At 58.4% G+C, this 20068-nt stretch carries 11 protein-coding genes and 1 pseudogene; 1 reads left to right on the top strand and 11 read right to left on the bottom strand.

All coding sequences use genetic code 11. The annotated features are described in order from the left end of the window. Nucleotides 1-160 precede the first annotated feature (160 nt). The 11 genes from G536_RS27865 to G536_RS0113790 all read right to left on the bottom strand — a co-directional run bounded on the left by G536_RS27865 (nucleotide 161) and on the right by G536_RS0113790 (nucleotide 18669). Nucleotides 161-2827 (bottom strand): glycoside hydrolase family 3 C-terminal domain-containing protein, encoded by a 2667-nt coding sequence (locus G536_RS27865; protein WP_022824199.1) that lies wholly within the window; start codon nucleotides 2825-2827, stop codon nucleotides 161-163. Nucleotides 2828-2920: 93 nt separating this feature from the next. After that, nucleotides 2921-4273: a family 43 glycosylhydrolase gene (locus G536_RS0113835; protein ID WP_022824198.1), complete on the bottom strand. Its 1353-nt coding sequence runs from the start codon at nucleotides 4271-4273 to the stop codon at nucleotides 2921-2923. A gap of 60 nt (nucleotides 4274-4333) precedes the next feature. Further along, on the bottom strand, nucleotides 4334-5905 hold the full coding sequence (locus tag G536_RS0113830; RefSeq protein WP_022824197.1) for a glycoside hydrolase family 43 protein: 1572 nt from the start codon (nucleotides 5903-5905) through the stop codon (nucleotides 4334-4336). 15 nt (nucleotides 5906-5920) lie between these two features. Beyond that, nucleotides 5921-7228 carry a family 8 glycosyl hydrolase gene (locus G536_RS0113825; RefSeq protein WP_022824196.1) on the bottom strand — a complete coding sequence of 436 codons (1308 nt, stop codon included), beginning with the start codon at nucleotides 7226-7228 and terminating at the stop codon, nucleotides 5921-5923. Nucleotides 7229-7255: 27 nt separating this feature from the next. Then, entirely contained in the window at nucleotides 7256-8917 is a 1662-nt protein-coding gene (locus tag G536_RS31500) for a glycoside hydrolase family 43 protein (RefSeq protein ID WP_022824195.1), read from the bottom strand. 64 nt (nucleotides 8918-8981) lie between these two features. Then, nucleotides 8982-11072, bottom strand: a complete 2091-nt coding sequence (locus G536_RS27855; protein ID WP_022824194.1) for an alpha-glucuronidase — start codon at nucleotides 11070-11072, stop codon at nucleotides 8982-8984. Between the two features lie 48 nt (nucleotides 11073-11120). Next, nucleotides 11121-12077, bottom strand: a complete 957-nt coding sequence (locus tag G536_RS0113810) for a glycoside hydrolase family 43 protein (protein ID WP_022824193.1) — start codon at nucleotides 12075-12077, stop codon at nucleotides 11121-11123. A gap of 25 nt (nucleotides 12078-12102) precedes the next feature. Beyond that, a complete protein-coding gene (locus G536_RS27850) occupies nucleotides 12103-14589 on the bottom strand; it encodes a glycoside hydrolase family 95 protein (RefSeq protein ID WP_033370123.1) in 2487 nt (828 codons plus the stop codon). A gap of 96 nt (nucleotides 14590-14685) precedes the next feature. Then, the gene (locus tag G536_RS0113800; protein ID WP_022824191.1) at nucleotides 14686-16371 is read right to left on the bottom strand and encodes a glycoside hydrolase family 43 protein; all 1686 of its coding nucleotides are present in this window, start codon (nucleotides 16369-16371) and stop codon (nucleotides 14686-14688) included. Between the two features lie 83 nt (nucleotides 16372-16454). Beyond that, the gene (locus G536_RS0113795) at nucleotides 16455-17324 is read right to left on the bottom strand and encodes a beta-L-arabinofuranosidase domain-containing protein (protein WP_022824190.1); all 870 of its coding nucleotides are present in this window, start codon (nucleotides 17322-17324) and stop codon (nucleotides 16455-16457) included. A gap of 307 nt (nucleotides 17325-17631) precedes the next feature. Continuing rightward, on the bottom strand, nucleotides 17632-18669 hold the full coding sequence (locus G536_RS0113790) for an endo-1,4-beta-xylanase (protein ID WP_245575826.1): 1038 nt from the start codon (nucleotides 18667-18669) through the stop codon (nucleotides 17632-17634). A 983-nt stretch (nucleotides 18670-19652) separates the two neighbouring features. Here G536_RS0113790 and G536_RS33080 point away from each other — a divergent pair. Beyond that, nucleotides 19653-19862: pseudogene (locus G536_RS33080) on the top strand (two-component regulator propeller domain-containing protein); the annotation flags it as partial. Nucleotides 19863-20068 lie beyond the last annotated feature (206 nt).

Here is a 20068-nt window from a genome sequence, read left to right as displayed (position 1 = left end):
TAGCTACTGGTTAAAAGAACGGTCATGCAGAGCGCAGCGAAGCATCTCGCGTGCTGCTGTCTGAGTGATATATTCTGAGTCAGCACGCGAGATGCTTCGCTGCGCTCTGCATGACCGTTCTTTCTTAATTGTTAGTACTCGGAGTCAATGCTCACTAGAGCTAGTCAATCGTCTTGGTGGCGCCGGTCAGCACGAGGTCGGCTTGCTGCACGCGGCCGGCTTTCACGGCAGCGGCCAGCGGCTGGCCCCCCCCCACAAACACCTGCACTTTTCCGGCTAGCTCCACGCGTTGGGCTTTAGCGTTGAGGCGCGAAAGCTGGCGTGGCGTTAGGGTGAACGTCACCGTCTTTTTCTCGCCGGCCTTCAGGTTCATGCGCCGGAAGCCTTCGAGTGCATGCCGGGCTACGCGGCCCGATGCGCCGGGGTGGCGAACGTACAGCTGCACCACTTCGTCGCCGGCGCGCTGGCCGGTGTTCTGCACCTGCACGCTCACGCTGATGGGCTGCCCGGTTACGGGCTTGGACAGCACTTTCACGTTGCTGTATTGGAAGGTGGTGTAGCTCAGGCCGTGGCCAAACGGAAACAGCGGCTCGCCGGTGAAGTAGCGGTAAGTGCGGCCGGCCATGCTGTAATTATCGAAGGGCGGCAGCTGGGTTTCCGACTTATAGAACGTGACCGGCAGGCGGCCGGCGGGGTTGTAGTCGCCGAACAGCACGTCGGCCAGCGCCGTGCCCGCCGACTGCCCGCCGTACCAGGTGGTAATCAGGGCCGGCAGGTTGGCAGCCTCCCAGGGAGTAGCCAGCGCACTACCCGACATCATGGTGAAAACCACCGGCTTACCGGAGCTGTGCAGCACCTTAAGCAACTCGGTTTGCACCTGGGGCAGGCCAATGGTGGTTCGGTCGCCGCCGCTGAAGCCGGGCACTTTCACGTTCATTTCTTCGCCTTCCAGCTTGGGCGAAATACCACCTATCATCACAATAGCGTCGGCGTCCTTCACCTGGGCCAGAATGTTGGCCGCGTTCATCGGCACCACTTTCGCGCCGGTGAACTTTAGGATGGTGCGGCGGTCGGTTTGCAGGTATTCCAGCCGCAGCTTCAGTGGCTGGCCGGCCGTTACGTTCAGGGTGTGCTGGTTGGTGGAAAAGCCCCGGCCCTTCCAGGCGTCAATCACCAGTTTATCATCCACAAACAGCCGGTAGCCGTCGTCGCCATTGATTTGCAAAGCCAGCTCCTCGGACTTGGTGGGCGTGAACGTAGCCTGGTAGCGGGCCGAAAAATTCTCGGCGGGCAGGCCGGGCGCCACCTCCATTTTCACGTTGGCGAGGTAGCGGTCCAGGCCCGCTTCCTGCCGGGTAGCCACGGGCTGGCCTTCCAGGGTGATACCCTTGAAATACTCGGCCTGAAAGCCCGGTTTGCCATTGTAGGCAAGCTGCTTGTTGATATCCAGCGGCTCGTACACCACGTTGCTGGCGTAGTCAACCCCCTGAATGTACACCACCTCGGTGCCGGGGCCCACCTTGGCCCGAATGCCTTCGAGCGGCGTCACGATGTCGGTAGCGAAGCCGTTGTAGTTGCCGAGCTGCACGCTTTCGTTGTCGGCATTGGGGCCGAGCACGGCAATCTTCTTTAGGTTCTTGCGCAGTGGCAGCGTGTTCTTGTCATTCTTGAGTAGCACCACCGATTCGCGGGCCATTTTGAGGGCGTGGGCTTGGTGCGGCTTGCTTTCCACCACACTCATGGGAATTTGGGCGTATTTCACGCGCTCCACCGGGTCGAACATGCCCAACTGAAACCGGATTTTGTAGAGCCGCTTCACCGAGGTGTCCAGCTGCTGCTCGCTGATGAGCTTCTTCTCCACCGATTCCAGCAACGAGTTATAGGTGAAGAGCTTGCCGGTGGCGCACTCCAGGTCGGTGCCGTGCAGCACGGCGTTGGCGGCGGCGGTGGCCGCGTCGGGGTCGGTTTTGTGGTGCTGCCAGAAGTCGTTGATGCCGTCGCAGTCGGAGGTGACGTACCCTTTGAACTTCCACTTATCGTAGAGAATCTCGTTCATCAGCTTGTCGGAGCCGCAGCAGGGCTGGCCGGCGTAGGCGTTGTAGGCGCACATCACGCCGGCCACCTTGGCGTCCACTATCAAGTCGCGGAAGGCCGGTAAATACGTGTCCCACAGGTCGTAGTCGCTGATTTGGGCGTTGTACTCGTGGCGCGACGACTCGGGGCCGCTGTGTACGGCGAAATGCTTGGCGCAGGCTGTTACTTTCAGGTACTTGGGGTCGTCGCCCTGAAAGCCTTTCACCAGCGCGCTACCGAGCTGGCCGGTCAGGTAGGGGTCTTCGCCGTAGGTTTCCTGGCCCCGGCCCCAGCGCGGGTCGCGGAAAATGTTGATGTTGGGCGTCCAGAACGTGAGGCCCTGGTAGATACCCCGCTCGCCGCGCCGCACGTACTCTTGGTGGACAGCCCGCGCCTCGTCGGAGGTGATGGTGGCCATTTGCAGCATGGACTCGGTGTTGAAGGTGGCGGCCATACCGATGGCCTGCGGGAACACCGTAGTTTTCAAGCTGGTTCGGGCTACGCCGTGCAGAGCTTCGTTCCACCAATTATAGGCCGGAATGCCGAGCCGGTCGATGGCCGGTGAGGCGTTCAGCATCTGCGACACCTTCTCGGGCAAGGTCAAGCGGCCCACTAAGTCATTGACTCGCTGGTCGATTGGCAAGTCGGGGTTCTGGAAGGGATATTCGGCCACTAGGCTGTGGGTGGGATTGGTGGCCGGTTGGGCCCCACTGGTGAGCAGGAGCAGGCCTAGTAAAGCAGTAGCGAGCTTCATAGAAATGGAATTGGAAAGAGAGTCAGACAGCTTCGTACTCTAGCTGTATCCTGAAGGAAGGGATTTTTTGCGGCTTAGGCCACGCTTGCGGGCTTACTCGAAGCGCACCCAGTCCACCTCAACGGTACCCGCCGCTTTGGCCTTGGGCGCGACATACAGCGCGTGCGTGCCGGGCTTGAATGCCAAGACCGGGGCTTTCACTTCTTGCCACGCGGTGCCCTTGGGTACGATAACTTCCGCTACCACTGGCCCTGTTGCGTTATCCAACCGGATTTGCAGGGTAGCCCCAGCAGGGGAAGTCCCGCGGAGCGAAACAGTTTTTAGCTTCTGCGCGCCGAATGCGACGCCGTTATACTGTACCCAACCGGAGTTGCCAGCGAAGACGGTTTTCCAGCCCTGAAAGGTGTTGGCCGTATCTAGGAAGGCAATGGTTGCGCCTCGCTGGCTCAGGCGGCTATAGCGGTCCAGCTGGATTTTCTGCTTAGCGCTGGTCAGGCCGACACCGCGCAGGGTGGGCTGCACTTTGTTGATAGAGCCGTCGGCGGCAAAGGACAAGCTGTCGATTCTGACCGAGCGGTTCTTGTCGAAGTTCGGCGACAAATCATTGTGGTGGTAGAACAGGTACCACTGGTTTTTGAGTTGCAGCAACGAGTGGTGGTTGGTCCAGCACCCGGTTGGCGACTCATCCATAATTACCCCCTTTACTGTGAACGGCCCGAGCGGACTGGTGCTGGTGGCATATTCGAGGCGCTCGGTCTTGTTCTCGACGTGCGGATAGGTGAGGTAGTAAATGCCTTTGCGCTCAAATACGTACGGGCCTTCCTTCAAGCCTTTGGTGGGTAGCTCGCCGAGGGTTTGGGGTTCTTCGGCCAGCTCCAGCATGTTGCTCTTCAGCTTGGCGCCGTAGATGTTGCCCTGCGACCAATAGAGGTAGGCCTGGCCATCTTTGTCGATAAGCACATTCGGGTCGATGCCGCGCACACCTTTGATGGGCAGCGGCTGCGGCACAAACGGCCCGGTGGGCTTATCGGCCACAGCCACCCCCACTGTAAAGCCCTTGCTGACGGTCGTATCGCGGGGCGTGGTGGGGAAGTAGAAGTAGTACTTGCCGTTGCGCTGGATACAGTCGGGCGCCCACATGCTGTAGCTGTCGGGCTTCACCCAGGGCACCTTGTTTTGCGTCACGATGACGCCGTGGTCGGTCCAGTCGGTGAGGTTGGCGGAGGAGAAGACGTGGTAGTCTTCCATGACAAACCAGCCCGCCCGCCCGCGCCCTGGGGCAGCCGGAATATCATGCGAGGGGTACACGTACACCCGGCCATCGAACACGCGGGCTGTAGGGTCGGCGGTGAATTGATTGGTGATGAAGGGATTTTGGGCGTAGGCGGGCGAAAGACCAACGAGGGTTAGGGCCGCCAGTAGCCAGTAAAGTTTAAGGTGACGCATTGCGTTTTGCGAATGGTAAATACGAGTTATAGGGTTTAGCAGGGCACCCCGCTAGCACGGCTACTTAGTAAGCTTATCGGTGATGCGGAAATAGTCGAAGTCGGCGTACCCGCCTGCTGCTTGGGTGGCGTAGTTGAACAGGCTGAAGCGGTAGCCCATAAAGTGCGGCAGCGTGTAGGCCATTTTCAACGGCCCGCCCACGGGCTGCCAGGTGTTGCCATCGAGGCTGTAGAAGAAGGTGGCAATGTCCTTCCGGTCCTGGAAGTCGCACTCGATTTTAAAGTACACCTTGTCTTGCTTCAGCGGCAGGCGCTGCAACTCCACCGGTTTTTCCGACTCGGCGCTAACCATTACAATAGCTTTACCGCCCGCGCTGGCTTGCACGCCCACTAAACCGTAGCGCTTCTGTAATACCCCAAGGCCGGCAAAGTCCCCCGCCTTCAGGTGAGATACATCCAGGGCCGTGGTACCAGCGCACACCGGGCCAATGGTCCGTTGCGTCAGGGTGTTGCGGGCCATTACAAACGACGTATCCACCCGCCCCGTAGTGAGGCGCAGGTAGCCGGGGCGCTTGGCCACCGACCAGAATTGGTTGGCGGGGTTGTGGTTCCACTGCCACACTAGCGGCAGGGACGGCTCGCCCTTGCGCCGGGTGAATTCGTCGGAAGCCACGATGCCCGGAATTAAGCTTTTATTAGCGGGCAGAGGCAGCGTTTCGGGCACTTTGCCCGCGGGGCTGCCCAGTACCGGCCAGCCATCCTTCCACTGTACCGGCACCAGGTACGGAATGCGGCCCACCGCCCCGTAGTCGCGGAACAAATAGGAATACCACTTGCCGTCAGGCGTGTCGATAAGGCCGCCCTGGGCCACGCCGAGGTCTTGCAACGCCACTCGGCCCTCGTAGGGGCCCGTTATTTTGTCGGCCCGATGCACCACCACCGTGCGCATCCCGCCCTTGGGCCACGTGATATTAAACAGGTAGTACTTACCCTTGATTTTGAACAACTGCGAGCCTTCGGCCGGCAGGCCGAGGTTGGGGCCGGCGGGGGTGCTGGCATTCTCGATGATGGTTTGCGGCGTGGTGCCCGGCTTCAGGCCCGACACGTCGGCCGTGAGTTCGGCTAGTTGCAGCTTGCCCGCGCCGTACACCATGTACACCCGGCCATCGTCGTCGAAAAACAGCGAATGGTCGTGCATGCTTGGCCGAAAGGAAACTGCTTTCCAGGGACCTTTTTCGATGTCTTTGGTGGAATACACGTGGGTGCGGCCCGTAGTCTGGGCAAACGTGCTGACGTAGTAGGTGCCCTGGTGGTAGCGCAAACTGCTGGCCCAGGAGCCGCGCCCGTAGGTGCTCTTGCCATTGGCGAGCGTCATGGCATCAACAGTGGAAAGAGTGTCGTAGGCGTAGCTCACTAGCTGCCAGTTCACTAGGTCCGTGGATTTCATGATGGGCACGCCGGGGCTCATGTGCATGGTGGTGCTGCTCATGTAGTAGGTTTTCCCCACCCGAATCATGGACAGGTCGGGCACGTCGGCATGTATCACGGGGTTGTGGGCCGCCGGGGTCTGTGCCCACGCTGCCGGACTCAAAAGGGTCAATATGGGCAGTAGTAGCAACAAGTAGTTATTCATGGCTTACTCTAATAGTTAACGCGCTACGGGCTTTATTACCTGGTACTTGCCGCTCAGGTGCATCAGGCTGAACAGGTAGAGCAGGCCGTCATAGTAAGGGTCGAAGTAGCCGTCTTCGTAGGGCGCCAGCTTGGCATTCCAGAGGGCGTGCACGAAGTCCAGCTGCGGCGGGGCGGGGCGCATAAGCGAGGCCGACGCCGAGGTAGCGACCAAGCCTAATGAGTGGCGCAGTTTCTTCACCTTGCCGGCCGGCAGAACAAAGTCGGGCCGTGAGCCGTCCACGTTGAATTGGTCCTCGAAGGTGTTGACCCCTTTGCTGCGCAGAAAACCCTGGAAGCGCTGGGCGTACTGCTGCTGCCAGGCCCGGTCTTTGCCAAACCACACGTAGTCCATGGCAATGTTCATGGGCACGCGCCAGGAGTCGTAGCGAAACGCGGCGGGCGCCCACCGAGTCGTGTGGGGTTTGCCGCTAAATTCGGTGTAATCGTAGTTGAGGCCGGTGGGGGCGGCGCAGGCGCGGTGCAGAAACACGCGCGACGTATCGGCGCAGTCCCGGTAGAACTGTTCGTGCCCATCCTTGGCGTATTCGGCCCACACTTCCAGAAAAGCTGGCACGTGGTAGGACGGGTCGGTCCAGTTATACATGTCGCCGACGGGCACGAAGCTTATCTGCTTGTATTTGGTGTTGAAGAGGTTGTGTACGCCGCCGGTGCCGTCCTTTTTCCAAGAGGCATCCAAGATGCGGCGGGCTTCCTTGTAGTAATTGATGCCCGTAGCATTGCCCCAACGGTTGGAGGCAAACAGCAGGCTAGTCACGAAATACAACTCGCCATCTGAGGCCGGCCCCTCCGAATTGAGCTTCATCGTGGTGGTATTGAAGCTCCAGGCGAAGTAGCCTTCCAATGGGCCGCTTTGGTGCTGCAAGTTCTTCTTCGACCAGCGCCAGAGGCGGTCAAACTCCTCCTTTTTATTAAGCTGCACCGCCACCATCATCCCATACGACATGCCTTCGGTGCGGGCATCCTCGTTTTTCACATCCGACACGTAGGCCATGGAGTCGCCCACCGTGAAGTACACCTTGTTCGGCCCCTCAAACACGTCGTGGTACGCCTGCGCTACTTTCTTATCGATGTCGGCTTGGCTGTAACCCGCTTCTCGCAGCAGGTTGGGGTACTTGTTGGTGTAAAAAGCCGCGGTGCTCGTTGGTTCCTTCGGGGGGGTAGGGCGCTGGCCGAAGCTGGGGCCAGGGCCCGCAAAAAGCAGGCAGGCCACCGCTAGGATAGCGTGTTTGCTACGAAGTATAAGGGCGAAAGAATTGTTCATGAAGCTGCTTTCGTTGCGAGGAATAACCTAATTAGTTAGCGGGGTACCGTACACGGCCAGGGCAAAGTCGTAGCCGCGCTTGTCGTTCAGCAGCACGGGCTGGCGGTTTTGGTAGGCGCCACCGCCGGCGTAGGTATCCTGCCGGCTCACTCGCCAAAACAGCGGCGCCGACTTCGCCACGCCTTGCAGCTCCAGCGCGTAGCGGTGCCCCGCTTTCAGCGTCACTTGGTGGGAGGCGGCAAAGTCGAATTGCAGTATCCCAGCGGCCTGGGGTGTGTAGGTGAAAATTAGGCTGTTGGCGGCACCTAGCAGGTTAGCGCCAACGGCGTAGGTGGGTGCGTCGGCAGCCAGGCCGGTGGCTGGTCCTAGGTCGTAGAGGGCTAGGGCCACAGGTTGCTTGGCATCTGTCCCGAAACCGTCACCCCCAAATAAATCGAGGCGTGTCAGGCGGCAATCTGCTTTCACCTCAAAGGTCTGGCCAAGGCTGGTAGTACCCTGCTTGTGGTTGAAGCTCAAGTTATCGAGGGCTACCGTAGCTGGGTCAGGCATGGTGCTGAAAACCGGGCTGCCGGGCCACTGCATAGGCCGGGGCTGGGTGTTTTCGGTGAGAGAAACACCTGCGCTGGTGGCTGGTGGCGTGGCCGTTGGGGCAACTGGTGGGCGCTGGGGTGATGCCGGATTAGCACCTTTGCGGGGCGGTACACTCAGGCCAGCCAGCGTGTGAGCAATGGGCTGGATGGTGCCGTCGGGGTTGTAGTAGAGGTACTCGGCGCACACGCTGCGCCGGCCCAGGGCGCCACTTTCGCCGGTGGGCAGCGTGAGGGTGGCGTTGTGGTAAAACAGGTACCACTGCTTCTTAAACTCGACGATGCCAGCGTGAATGGTGTAGCTGTTTTTCGCTTGGTCAGTAAGGATGCCTTGGTAGGTCCAGGGGCCAGTAACGCGGGGGGCGGTGGCGTAGCAGAGCTTCTCCGACATGCCCTGGTGCGCAAAGGCGGCGTAGGTGAGGTAGTAGGTGCTGCCGCGCTTGTGCAGCCATGGTCCTTCCGTGTAGTTGGGTACTTCGATGCGCTGGATGGGTCCGTCGAGCTCGGTCATGTTGGGCTTGAGCTTGGCCAGGTAGCAGTTGGGGTTGCCCCAAGCCAGCCAGGCCGTGCCGTCGTCGTCCACGAATACGGTGGGGTCGATGTCGTCCCAGCCGTTAGGGCCAGGCGTGGTTTTGTCGGAGATAAGGGCCGAGCCGCGGGCATCCACGAAGGGGCCGGTGGGGCTGTCGGATACGGCCACCCCGATGGCCTTGGCGTTGGCTGGGGTGCCCTCCTGCACCGCCGCGTAGAAGTAAAACTTGCCATTGCGGGCCACCACCTGCGAGGCCCAGGCATCCTTGCTGGCCCACTTGAAGTCGCGCACGTTCATGATAGAGCCGTGCGCGGTCCAGTTCTTCATATCAGATGAGGAATAGCACCGCCAGTCGTTCATGTTGAACATCTGGCCCTCTTTCGCCTCGTCGTGGCCCACGTAGAGGTACACCTTGTCCTTGTACACCAGCGGCGCTGGGTCAGCCGTGAAGATGTCGCGCAGAATAGGATTTTCGCCCGGCTTGGGGTTGGCCTGGCCGTAGCTGCGCGGAGCAGAACCAGCCAGCCCAAGTGCCACGAACAGGACCACACGGAGGAAGGACTTACGCATACATACAGGGTGAAAAACGATAAAGTAAGCAGCCTTGAATGGCCGCCTAGCTAAGCGAAATCAACTAAGGTTGCCGAGAAACACGCGGCAGCCTAGTCGGCGTGTCATTGGCAATGAGGGTCTCCAGCGTGTGCATGGGCGGCTCGATGGCGGCCGGAATGGGCATGCGGCTGAACTGCTGGAAGTACAGCAAACAGGCGTCTTTCCACACCACGGCGTTGCCGCTTTGGGTGCGCAGCTTGTTCTGCACCACTGCAAAGCGCTCGGCATCTACGTAGGGCCGGGCCTGGTCCCAGGTGCGCTGAAACTCTTGCACCTGCTGTACGCCGTGGTCGTAGTGCAGCGCCAGCTCATCCCACAGCGTGCGGCCGCTTTTCATCTTGAAATCCCAAGGCAAGTGGTGGAACCACAGCAGGTACGCATCGGGGCAAGTGGCGGGGTTGCTGAACTGCGCAGCCAGCGGCTCGTGGTACTGGCTCACCGCGTCGCTGCCCGTCTTGGTACGGTCGAAGCCCACGCCGTTGGCGTCGGCCTGATGGTAGTAAGGTGGGGTCCAGTCGGCGCGCATTTTAGGCGGCGCCCACCACGGGCCGGGGCCGTAGTGGTCGTGCGTGGCCGACATGATGTGGTGCAAGCCCAGCGGCATCGAGTAATCCACAATGGCCTCGCGGCTGGCCAGCATGAGCTGCGTCATGGGCGTCACGAACTTAACGTTCCAGTCGGCTGCCGTGGTGGCCGGCTGATTGGCGCTGCCGGCGGCGTTTTGGAAAGTCAGCTTCAGCCACTCCTCGGCTATCTGGGGGCTTTTCATGTTGCTGTTCCAAGCCAGCCGCCCGAAGGCGTACCAGTTGGCCTGGGCGAAGTCGTGGCCGGTCCAGTTGGTATCCAAGCCCACGTTGGAAACGCCAGCCATGGCCGAGTGCGCCTGGCGGTACACGCTGCCGTTGGTGCAGCGGGCCACCGTGCTGCCGGGGCCCGCCTGGTAGGTGTCGCTTTGCAGGCACTCTTCCCACATGGGTGCCAGATACGCCAGGTCGATGTTGTGCCCGAGGTACTCTTGCGTAATTTGAAATTCGGGCATCACGGCCGTCTTTTTCAGCGCCCCAAACAGCGGGCTGAATGGCTCCCGCGGCTGGAAATCAACCGGCCCATTCTTCACCTGAATGATGACATTGTCGCGAAATTTGCCGTCGAGCGGCACAAACTCGTTGTAGGCCTGCTTGGCGCGGTCTTTATCGTTGGGACTGTACACGAAGGCGCGCCACATCACCAGACCGCCGTAGGGCTTGAGGGCGTCGGCTAGCATGTTGGCGCCGTCGGCGTGGGTACGGCCGTAGTCCTGAGGCCCCGGCTGCCCTTCGCTGCTGGCCTTCACCAAAAAGCCACCAAAATCCGGCACCTGCCGGTAAATCTCCTGCGCTTTGCCGCGCCACCACTTGATAACGGCCGGGTCCAGCGGGTCAGCAGTTTTGAGGCCTCCCAACAGCACCGGCGAGGAAAACTTCACCGAGAGGTAGGTCTTCACCCCGTACGGCCGCAGCACGTCGGCAATGGCTTTCACTCGGCCCAGGTACTCGGCCGAGAGTATCATCGGCGAGGCATTCACGTTGTTGAGCACGCTGCTGTTGATGCCAATGGACGCATTAGCCCGGGCGTATTCCTGCCACAGCTTCTTGTCTCGAGCAGTCACGACCAAGGCACTGTCCTTACGCCAGAAGATGGATTTGCCCGCGTACCCCCGCTCCACCGACCCGTCGGGGTTGTCCCAATGGTTCAGCAAACGAAGCTCATACGAGGGGTTGGAAACACCATCGGTTATCGGCTGGCCGGTTTGCTGACGCCGCAACAACTCGAACACCCCGTACAGCAGGCCCCGCTCGGTAGTAGCCTGCACACCCTGTGCGCTCAGTTGAAACCCGTCGTATTTGATGGCCCTGTCCTTCTTGAGCGTCAACGTGACAGTGGCCCCGGCGCGGCCCTGCCAGCCTTGCTGCAATTCCTGCTTGGCCGTAGCGATCAAAGCCGAGGTTTTGGTGGGTGCTACCACCGTTACCGGCACCGTCGCGTGCGGGCGCAGCCAGAGCTGGTGGCCGTCTTCGGCACGTAGTCCTAGCGGCGTGCTTAGGAAAAGAATGGAGAGAAAGAGCGTTTTCATGGGTGGGATGCGGAGGGGCGTATGGCGGCAGACAAGTAGTGCAAGCATCTATTTCACTGGTGCTACCCCCTTAGTTGTCTGCACGATAGGCTTGATGGTGCCGTCGGGGTTGTAGTACATGTCGTCCACGCAGATGGAACGCCGGTAGCTGCCGCCGGTGGGCAACGAGCCGTTGTGGTAGAAGAAATAGCTCTTGCCCTTGTAGTCGATGATGCCGGGGTGGGTGGTGAAGCTGTTGGGCACGTTTTCCTGGATGATGCCGCGGTAGGTCCAGGGGCCGGCGGCGCTCGGGGCCGTGCAGTATTCTATCATTTCGGGTTTGGTGCCGGCGCTGGCGTACACCAGGTAATACAGCTTTTTGCGCTTGTACAGCCAGGGGCCTTCAATGTAGTTTTTGGGCGTGAACGTGTTGATGGGACCAGCCAGCTCGGTCATGTTGTCCTTGAGCTTCACCCACTTGCAGCTGCCGTTGCCCCAGTACATGTATACCTGCTTGTCGTCGTCCACAAAAACCGTGGGGTCGATGTCGTCCCAGGCGTGCGGCTTGTCTTTGGTCATCTCATTGACGATAAGGGCCTTACCAATAGCATCTTTGAATGGACCAGTAGGCCGGTCCGACACCGCCACCCCAATGGCCGCGCCGCCCTGGCTCTGGTCATTTTTCTTGTGGAAGGTGGACACAAACCAGTAGAACTTGCCTTTGTGGTAGACGCACTGCGCCGCATAGGCATCACCAGTGGCCCAAGCAAACGTTTTGGGCGAAAGGCGCACACCGTAGTCTTTCCAGTGCACCATGTCGGTGGTGGAGTAGATGCGCCAGTCGGGCATTTTGTAGTTGGTTTCCTGCACCGAAGCCGTATCGTGGCCAGTGTAGAGAAACAACGTGTCGCGGTACACTAGCGGTGCTGGGTCAGCGGTGAAAACGTCTTTGATAATCGGGTTTTGCGCCTGCAAAGGCAGGTAGGCCGCCAAAGTCAGCAGGGCAACAAGTAAGGTCTTTTTCATAAGGCTGAGTGGTAGCTAGGGAGGGTTAGCGGGCTTTCAAGGAATAAGTACGGCCGGCTTCAGTGAGGAAATCGTACACCACCGACGGCGCTAGGGTAGGTTGCCGCGAAGTGGTTTTAGTTGATACCAGTGGGGATTTGACAGGTAGGGTCTGGTAAAACGGATTGGGGTTTTCACCCTGTGCTTCCCGTAGCTTCAAGCCGCTGGCCGCCGCCACAGCGCTGTGCACCCGCACCCGGCAGTTGCCCCCGAGCCGCGAGATGATGCGCACACGCGTGATTTTGCCTTGCTTCCAAGCCAAGTCTACCACATAGCCACCGCGGGCCACCAGGCCAGTCACTTCACCCGTGGGCCAGGCGTCGGGTAGGGCAGGCAGCAGGTCGATGGTTCCGTCGTGGCTTTGTACCAGTAACTCGGCCAGGCCCGCCGTGCAGCCGAAGTTGCCGTCAATCTGAAACGGCGGATGCGCGTCGAGCAGGTTAGGGTAGGTGCCGCCGCCTTCGCCCTGGCTGGCGCCTGCGCCGGAACGCAGGTGCAGTTGCTCGGTGAGCAACTTGTAGGCGTGGTTGCCGTCCTGCATGCGGGCCCAGAAGTTCACCTTCCAGCCCATCGACCAACCCGTGGACACGTCGCCGCGCTGGGTAAGCGTGGTGCGGGCCGCCTCGAACAAGGCGGGCGTACGGTAGGGCGAAATCTGCCCGCTTGGGTATAGCCCGTAGAGGTGCGAAATGTGGCGGTGCTGATCCTTGGGGTCGTCTACATCTTGCAGCCACTCCTGCACCTGCCCGTGCTGCCCGATTTGCATCGGGGCCAGCCGCTCGCGCAGGGTGCGCAGCGTATCGGTAAAGGGCTGGTCGAGGCGCAGCAATTCGGCGGCCCGGATGGTTTTCGAGAATAGATCGAACACCAATTGATTATCCATGGTGGTACCCGCCACGATGGCAATGCGTTTGCCATTAAGCGCATAAGTATTTTCGGGCGAAACCGACGGGGCCACCACCAGCCACTGGTGGGTGGGCTCGGGCTGTAAGGCATCCACCAAGTAAGTGGCGGCGCCCTTGAGCACGGGGTAGTAGTCGCGCAGAAACTGCTCGTCGCCGGTGAACTGGTAATGGTCCCAGAGGTGCTGGCTCAGCCAGGCCCCGCCCATGGGCCAGAGGCCGTACTGCGGCGGGTCCACCTGTCCGGTGATGCGCCAGATATCCGTGTTATGATGCAGCATCCAGCCGCGGGCGCCGTACATCTGGCGGGCACTCTGCTGGCCGGTCACGCTCAGGTCTTTAAGCATGCTGAACAGCGGCTGGTGCAGTTCGGTCAGGTTGGTGACTTCCGCGGGCCAGTAGTTCATTTCGGTGTTGATGTTCACCGTGTATTTGCTGTCCCAAGGGCCCTTAAGCTGGTCGTTCCAAATACCTTGCAGGTTGGCCGGCTGCCCGCCCGGCTGTGAGCAGGAAATGAGTAGGTAGCGCCCGTACTGAAAATACAGCGCCGCCAGGGCTGGATCTTGGCCGTTGGCGAAGTTTTCGAGGCGCTTGTTGGTGGGCAGCGCGGCAGCAGGCGTCACGCCCAGATTCAGGGTCACGCGGCTGAAGTAGCGCTGGTAGGCCGCTACGTGGTCGGCCAGCGCCTGCTTGTAGGGCTTGCGCACGGCCGCGGCTAGGTAGGCCGTAGCCCGCGCGGCCGGGTCGCCGCTCACGTCGTGGTAATTGTTGAAGTTGGTGCCGATGGAAATGTACAGCGTGGCACTGTTGGCGCGCTCTAGCCGGATGCCTGCGTCGGTGGTTTGCACGGTGCCGCCATCGGCCACAGCCTGTACTCGCGTCTGGAAACGGATTTTGCCCTCCTGGCCTTCGTGCTCACTGCCGCGACTATCCAGCACCAGTTGGTTATTTTCGGCGTGCAGGGTGTATTGCAGCAAACTTTCCTCGCTCAGTTGGCAGCTGATTTGGCCCGGCTTGCTAGCTGTGAGGCGCACCACCACCACTTGGTCGGGCAGAGAGCTGAACATCTCGCGGCGGTACGTTACGCCGCCGAGCTGGTAGCTGACCGAGGCCACAGCCCGGTTGATGTCCAAGTCGCGCTGGTAGTTGGTGGCGTTGTCGTGGCCGGGGAAGCTCAGGTACACGTTGGCGGCCATTTGGTAGGGCATACCGCTGTTGCCGGCGGGCTGCATCTTGGCTTGCGCCAGGGCCTGCGCTTCCACCAACTGCCCGGCTAACAACTGCTCCCGAAGCTGCCGCACCACCGGCAGGGCGTCGGGTTTTACGTTGTTGTTGGGGCCGCCAGCCCAGATGGTTTCTTCATTTAGCTGGAGCCGCTCGCGCTGCGGCGCGCCAAACACCATAGCTCCGAGGCGGCCGTTGCCGAGGGGTAGAGCCTCGTTCCAGTTGGCAGCCGGCTTATCGTACCAAAGCCGTAGGGGCGTCGGGGTAGTCTTGGGTGCGCCATAACTGGCCCCAATGCTCATCCAGCAAACCAGCAGTAAGAAAATTCCAAAGAGGCAATTACGCATACGTGAGAGGACGGGTAACGTGGCAAGGCCGCCAAGGTGATGACGAGCGGTTTTGCCAGCAGCAGGACAGCGGAAAGCAGAAATGACGAGCGGGTTTTATTTCTTGTACATTGGGTCGTTGCCTTGGTATTTCAGCCACTTAAAGGCGGCAGTGTTGGTGGTAGGCTGGCCCGAGGAGGTTGCGTACATCCCGAACAGGCAGCCAATGAAGCCCCCGGCCACTTGCGTACTCAGGAACTTACCATCCACTTTGTCCTTGAGCGTCGTCCAAGTTTTGCCGTTTTCCGAGAAATGGAAATTGTAGGTGTCACCCTGAGCCTGGATGCGTAGCTGCACGCTGGCTGTAGCCGACTTAAGCGGCGCTTGAGCCAGCAGTTCTGGCTGCTTCACATCGGCCGTGCTTTTGAACAGTTGAAGCATCGGCTTGCCACCATCTACCGATTTGCAGAGGTAGTAGAAGTGCTTCTCATCCTGGAAAACAACCAGGCCTGCCTTCTCGTTGGCCGTTTTTGGCGCAAACGTCAGCTCGGTTTCAGTGGTGCAGTACATGTGCTGCTGCCGCTTTCCGATGAAGGCCGGATTACCAGTTTCGGCCACCGTTTCAGGCTTCAGCTTCAGGGTGAGGCCTTTGGCTTTGCTCAGCGAAAAATTGGTGCTGTCCACCGTGCGCATAAACAGCAATGCCGGGTCAAGCTGCTTCTCGAAGGTGAGGGTGTAGCTGAAGTTGCCACTTTGGGGTCGGGCGCCGGGCTGTTTCACTTCCGGAAACTTAGCTTGGTAGCTGTACTGCACGCCATTCGGGCCCGGCTCCATCACCGGCCACTCGTCTTTCCAGGTTACGGGCACGATGAACGTTTCGCGGCCGGTGTTGTAGAAATTGCCTTCGTAGGGCCGCACCGCCAGGAAAATAGCGTAGGTTTTGCCATCCGGGCCTTCCACAAACTGCGCGTGCCCGGCCGAGGTGATGGGGTCTTTGCGGTCCTTTGGCAACTCGCGTTGCGAGAGGATGGGGTTTTTCTCGTAAGGTACAAACGGCCCTAAAGGCTCCTTGCTGCGGAATACCACCTCGGTATGGTTGACGGAAGTGCCCCCCTCGGCTGCGTATAGGTAATACCAGTCGTTGCGCTTCATCAGGTGCGGGCCCTCAATCCAGACCGGCTTCTTGCTGAGGTCTACGCCGCCGTTCACCACAATTTTGGCCTCGCCCACGGTTTGCAGCGTTTGCGGGTTTAGCTCAATGATCTTGATGGAGCGGTGACCGTCGTAGAGCGGCTTGTTGTCAGGTGGGTCGCTGTTGTAAATGACGTAGGCCTTGTTGCCCTCGAAATACAGCGAAGGGTCGATGCCACGCACCTGGGGCATAAATATTGGGTCGCTCCAGGGGCCGGCGGGGTTTTTGGCCGTCACTACGAAGTTGCCTTTGTGGTCAATTTGGGTGCAGGTGACATAGTAAGTGCCGTTGTGGTACTCAATGGCCGGCGCAAACAAGCCCCGCGTCATTCGGTCGCCCATGAAGTTCATCTGCGAAGGCCGGCTGATGACGTTGCCCACCTGCTTCCAGTTTTTGAGGTCCTTGCTGTGCATCACCGGAATACCGGGGAAGTAGGAAAACGTGGAGTTTACCAGGTAGTAGTCCGTGCCTACTTTCACAATGCTAGGGTCGGGATAGAAGCCGGTCATGATGGGATTAACCAACTCAACCGATTGTGCAAACAGCCCGAAAGTGGGCAGCAGAAAAGTAGCTGTACCGGCAATAAATGTTTTGATGCGCTTGATTTTCATGCTGGTTCGTCGAATGAAAACGATTGTTTGAGAGTGTAAAAGGGGGAACTGGCAATTAATTTTAATGGCTGCTACGTGCCAGCTTACTGCAACAGGCGCACATCATACACGCCGCCGGCCTCGGCCACCCGCTTGAAGCCGATAACCTTCGGAATTTGGGTGTTGGCGTGCATGCCGTTGAGTGCGTCTTGGCCAGCTAGCAAGAGCTTTAGCACCGCTTGATGCGAAAAGCGCTGGGCCAGCGTCAGGTATTTACGCTCGCCGGTCATGTCGGCTACGTCGGCAAATATTTCATTCAGGCCGCCGTGCTCACTGCGCATCATGTCCTGCAATTGCGCATCGATAAGGTTGGCCGTCAGGTCCAGAAACCAATCGGTGAGCTTGATGAGCATGCCGCGGGCTTTCGCGTTGCCAGCCACCACGTAGGCATCACGCAGGCCGGCGTAGGTTTTGTGCAGGTTGTAGAGTGGTACCCACTTTTGGTTTAGTCCGAAGCTGTTGGCCTTGATGTTGCCAGCCTTCACCTCCTGCCACATGGCCAGGCCGCCGGGCACGCCGCCCAGGTAGCCGTTGCCACTTTTCTGCTGGCAGGCTTCCAATTGGTCGATTAGGTAAGTAAGGCGCTGCTGCACCTGCTCGTTGCCGGTGGCGGCATACATGTAGGCTAGGGCCGAAAGATAGTGCCCGCCCATGTGGCCATCCAAGCCCGTATTTTCCCAGTTGCCGTAGCGCTCAGCCTTGGGTGGCAAACCCGCCGCAGCCAAATAAGGCGCTAGCAGCCGGTCGGGGTTGAGGGCCATTAAATACGCAAGGTCCGTTTGCTGGGCCACGCGGAAGGGGCTGTCCAGCAGGCGCACCGTCGACACCGGAAAGCTTTGTAGCGGCACCGTTTGCCCTATCCCCAATGCAGGAACCAGCCAAAGGGCCAGAATCAAGAATTTACCTTTATTCATTGGTGAGTTTTAAACGACGTGTTAACTGCGCACCAAGTGTTGGTCTAAGTTACCTAGCCCGCTGTTGTATGCTGGATGGGTGGCTTCACTTGGTACACACTTTGGCAATCTTGCGGAAACTGCGCTTCACATCATTTAGGTCAACTAACTGTCTTTTCCGACCTCAATCAGGTGGGGAATACTCAAGGACTTACACCAACCGAAATCTTCTCGCAGGACGTTTCGATGCCATACAGAACGCAACCGGACAGCGGGGCGGAAGCTGCGAGGCCTTGCGGTAGCGCACTAGTTTTGTGCCAGCCAGCACCTACTTAGCAGTTTGCACTACTGCTTGCAAAGCTGGTTTCGGCAAGTAGTCGCGGCCGAAGAGCAAGGGGTAGCTCGTGCGGCCTCTGATGGGCCAGTCGTTGAGCCAGGAATCCGTGTCGGTTACGCCCCACAGAGTAATGCGGTCAATAACGTCGCGGTGCTTATGAAACAGCGCAAACAAGTCGGCGTAGCGTTTCGTCAGTTTTTGCTGCACCGAGTCGGGCAGGCCCGCGGTGTACACGTTGTATTTGGTATCGGCCCCGAAGGTTTCAGCAATGTCGGCGCCCTGGCGCCGGCTCGGATTCGGTAGCACGTCAATGTCAAGCTCCGTGAAATTGACGTGTACGCCCAGCTTCGAGAAAGCCACAATGCTGGCTTCTACCTGCTCAATACTCGGGCGGGTCAGGCCGTAGTGGCCCTGCATACCAATGGCGTCTACTTTGATGCCTTTGGCTTGTAGGCTTTTTACCAGCTTGATCACGCCTTCCCGCTTTTCGGGACGGTAGAGGCTGTAGTCGTTGTAATAAAGTTCGGCCTTAGGGTCGGCTTTGTGGGCGTACTCGAAGGCTTTAGCGGCAAAATCTTCCCCCAGAATTTCCAGCCATTTAGTTTTGCGTAAGTCGCCTTGCTGGTCGTCGATGGCTTCATTCAGCACGTCCCAACCCCCAATCTTGCCTTTGTAGCGGCCAACCACTGTGTTAATGTGGTCTTCTAGGCGCTTAAGTAGCACTTCACGGCTCACTGTTTGGCCGGCTGCGTCTTCAAATACCCATTTCGGGGTCTGCTGGTGCCACATCAGAGTGTGCCCAACAATGAACATCTTGTTTTGCTGCCCAAAGGCCACATAGTCGTCGGCGGGCTTGAAGTTGTACTTGTCGGGTTGCGGGTGCACGGGCCCCCATTTCAGCAGATTCTCCGGGCTGATGGTGTTGAATTGCTGCTTGACAAGCGCGGTAGCCTTAGCATCTTGGCCGCTAATTTGGCGGTAGTTGAGGGCGGCACCTACGTAAAAATCTTTCTTAAACGCGGCCTTCAACGTCGGTTCTGTTTTCCGTCCGAAGCCAGATGCTATGCCAGCCAACGCAAGGCCAATCAGTAACTTAGTGGATTGTATTTTCAAGGGAATAGAAGATAAGCCGGAAATCAGTGTAGGAAGCGTGGGTGTAGGGAGTTGGTACTGGGCGAATGGAGTTGCTTACACTCTACGCCCTCAATTTGCGGCTGCCTAGCCACAATGAACGATGCTCGGTGAAGACTGGTATCAAGCAATAAAACCTTCCCAACTGGCCCTCCCCAGTAGGTTCCCACACCTTGTCTTAGATCAGCCGGTCTGGTTTTACTGCTTGATTCAGTGTTCGGAGTAGCGTTTTTAACTTACAACTACACTTGTTCAAATGTATCAAACAGTAAGGCGCAGGAATGCACATATTATTACAACAGATGTCGGAAAGCCTGCTGCCTGCTATGCCGCGAAAACCGCTGCTATGGGCCATAATGCTTTTACTGCAATACATCTGTTGTGCTCCTGTGAACATCCGTTGGCTTCTAGTGAAGTGCTGTAACAGCATTGATTTATCTACTTGAACATGGATATTGTGCTGTGTGCAAGGTGAGCAATTCACTAGCTCGTGCAGTATTCATGGCTATGTTTGATTAAGAGTACTGAATTGGCAACAGGCTACTTGCAAGTACAGCCATATGCTGTCCTCTACTGATCAGCTTTTATCCTCTTGCACCAAGCTATTTGGGTTGTTACCGTCCAAATGATTGTACTTTTCGCTATACTTTTGGTGATATGCCTGCTAATAAGCAAGTAGGCTGTATAATCGACGGCTAACCAGATGAAGCGAGCAACATGCTTACTTGTGTTTTGTAGCTTTATCTGGGGCTGCTATAAGTTGCTTGCCGCCAAGACTTCTATTTGGCGTGAATACTCCGCAACAGTATTTCTAATTGATTATCAAATGATAAGGCGCGTAAAAGTCAGACAAGAGGCAATGCAAAATTCTAATTCTTGCCATGAGTGATACCTTTCAACGCACTGGTTACGCAGCTACACTTCGGGCTTTATCCGGTGTGTTGTTGCTGCTTGGCCTGCTAATAGCCAGCCATTCTGTGTTGGCGCAGCCACCAGATGTCAAGTTCACTTCATTGTCATCCAAAGACGGCTTAGCTTCCAATACTGTTTATGCTATTCTTAAAGACCGATATGGTTTTCTCTGGATTGCCTCGGATGAGGGCTTACGAAAATACGATGGCTACCAGTTCAGCTTATACCTATTAGGCACGCATAAAACGGCGTCTTTCCAAGCCGTTGATATTTCAACTTTGCACGAAGACCAAGCTGGTCGGTTGTGGGTGGGCACCATGGGCCGCGGGCTATATTCTTACGACCGAGCCCATAATGCCTTTGTGGCATATACCGGATACAATGC

The organism is Hymenobacter norwichensis DSM 15439 (genome assembly GCF_000420705.1).
Lineage (GTDB): Bacteria > Bacteroidota > Bacteroidia > Cytophagales > Hymenobacteraceae > Hymenobacter > Hymenobacter norwichensis.
This window is presented reverse-complemented; position numbering and strand designations above follow the sequence as displayed.